Below are 2,530 nucleotides of genomic sequence, written 5' to 3'. Positions count from 1 at the left end.
TATAACAGCCTTGCTACGAGTTGCTAACACCACCTAAGCCCAACCAGGCATGCGTAACATTATGAAACGATATAACAATTTGGAACTTTCCAGCGGTTTGACAGCAAAGTGCAAATACATTGCCTGCTTTAGGCTTAGCTTCAAACGTTATGGGCAATGTTTAAAAAACAATTACATCATAAAATAATAACATGAAAAAGCTTAATCTCATTATTCTTATTTGCATTTGTTTTGCATTGTCTTGCAAAAAAGACACACCCGTAGAAAATACAGTAAATAATAACTGTATTGACAATTCATTATCTGCATATTATTTGGACTTCTGGAAAAGTGAATTTCTTAATCGAGACACAATGACTGAAGAATATTTTAATTCACATATATCTGAAATTAAAACTTCCGCATTTTGTTGGAATAGTGCAATTACATTTAGAGTTGCATATAAAATAACTATTGACTGGGCGGTAATTGACAATTATGACGAATTTATTGTTAAGTTGTATTCATCAGAATCTGCTTACCAATATTTAAATATTCCGAGAGACACTTTTTTTAATGTTAATCAGCTTATGTTTATATTAGAACATAAAGTATTCAATTCTGCTATTGGTCCGGTTAAATCTCTAAATAATTTACTTCAAAACAATTATAATAATGCAAAATTAGCTTTTCAGGACAGCGCAAACTCTAGTTATATTTTACCTACACGATTGTCTTACGATGTACCAGGAATACAACCAAGCAAAAATGGTTATCCCTATTTTATAGGATTCGGCACAATTAATCAAAGTGCAAACCAGTGCATTACTGGATACTACAACTTATCGACTGGTGAATTTGACGCTCGCGAGACTCCATGTTTAAATTAAAAAACACAGCCCATAACACAACCTACGAAAACAACGAGCAGTAATGTGCAACTTGACAACTATAACATTAAATAATATTCTTAGCGGTTTGACACTGCCTGCATGCAAATGCTCGTCGTTCCGTAGCTTCAACCGTTACCAACCATAATAACAAAAAGACAAATGCCCTTACGATATAATAGACATCTAAAAAAAAATAAATGAAAACACTAATTATTCTGACAATGTTTTTACTTAGTTTCAACATTGTAAATGCCCAATGGGTTCAATCATTTTCTTTCTATGGAAGCATTAATAATATTTCTGTAGCTGTAAGTGACACAATTGTTATTATTGGAAATTCTGGCGGTGGTGTTCATTTATCAACAAATAATGGAGTAACTTGGACATCTGTAGTTAATGGTTTAACAAATTCTAATGTAAATTCATTGGCAATAAATGGTACATACATTTTTGTTGGAACGGATAATGGAGTATTTAATTCGTCGAATTATGGAAATAATTGGTCTCCTGTAACAAATGGTTTACCAGCAAATTCCGACATAATGGCACTTGCAATAAAAGGAACAAATATTTTTGCAGGCACTTGGAGTGAAGGAGTTTTCATATCTTCTAACAATGGAAATAGCTGGTCATCTGTAAATAATGGATTAACAAATCTTCATATAAAATCATTTGTTACAAGTGGTTCCAATATATTTGTTGGAACTGGAAATGGTGTTTTTATGTCAGCTGACAATGGAGATAACTGGACTTCGGTTAGTAATGGGTTGCCAACAAATGCAATTATTTCTTGTTTAGCTATTAGTGACACAAATATTTTTGCAGGCTACTGGGATGGTGCAATGAGTGGTGGTGTTTATCTGTCAACAAATAATGGAGCTAATTGGTCATCTATAAATAATGGAATAATACCAAATAACACTATTCATTCATTTGCAATTTATGGCACTAATGTTTTCGTTGGAACTTATCGAAGTTGGGACGGTATTGGAGGTGGAGTATATTTAACAACGAATAACGGATCGCTTTGGACTCCAGTTTATTCTTTACCATTTAGACCAAATGTTTGTTCATTGGCACTCAATGGGACATATATTTTTGCAGGTATGGACAGTATTGGAGTTTGGAAAAGACCATTGAGTCAAATAGTTTCTGAAACTAAAATAGTTCAAAATAATTCAGAATTAATATTGTTTCCTAATCCAAACAACGGTAAATTTACTGTAAATCAAACAAATGTTTTTAATAACATTGAAGTATTTAACATTCTTGGTAAATTAATTTATAGTTCAATAATTAGTAATGGTCAGAATGAAATGGAAATTAATTTATCTAATGTACCAAAAGGAATTTACTTTGTTAAACTTGACAACGGTGAGCAAATTACGACTGAGAAAATTATAATAAATTGACTATAACAATAATTACGGTTGGTAACACTATGTTAGAATTTAGCAGGCTGTTATGGGTAACTTGACACAAATAACAAAGTTCAAACATTTTAGCGGTTTGACAATGACTGCAAGTAAAAGCCTGCCAAATCCAACATCGAACCGATATCTATGATATCTCCAAATATTTATTTAATATTTTTTTAAGCTGCCAAATTAAGTTTAACATATGGTGTTCCTCTTTTAACTACAGCCACAATGCGATTA

The 2,530-nt window shown here is 32.0% G+C and carries 2 protein-coding genes; both read left to right on the top strand.

The features are described 5' to 3' along the window. Positions 1 to 191: 191 nt before the first annotated feature. Positions 192 to 869: a hypothetical protein gene (locus tag HY951_15470; GenBank protein MBI5541463.1), complete on the top strand. Its 678-nt coding sequence runs from the start codon at positions 192 to 194 to the stop codon at positions 867 to 869. Between the two features lie 200 nt (positions 870 to 1,069). Next, entirely contained in the window at positions 1,070 to 2,284 is a 1,215-nt protein-coding gene (locus tag HY951_15465; protein MBI5541462.1) for a T9SS type A sorting domain-containing protein, read from the top strand. Positions 2,285 to 2,530: the final 246 nt, after the last annotated feature.

The sequence above is a fragment of the Bacteroidia bacterium genome, assembly GCA_016218155.1.
Lineage (GTDB): Bacteria > Bacteroidota > Bacteroidia > Bacteroidales > GWA2-32-17 > GWA2-32-17.
The sequence above is the reverse complement of the archived record's forward strand: the minus strand, read 5'-3'. Positions and strand labels throughout refer to the sequence as shown.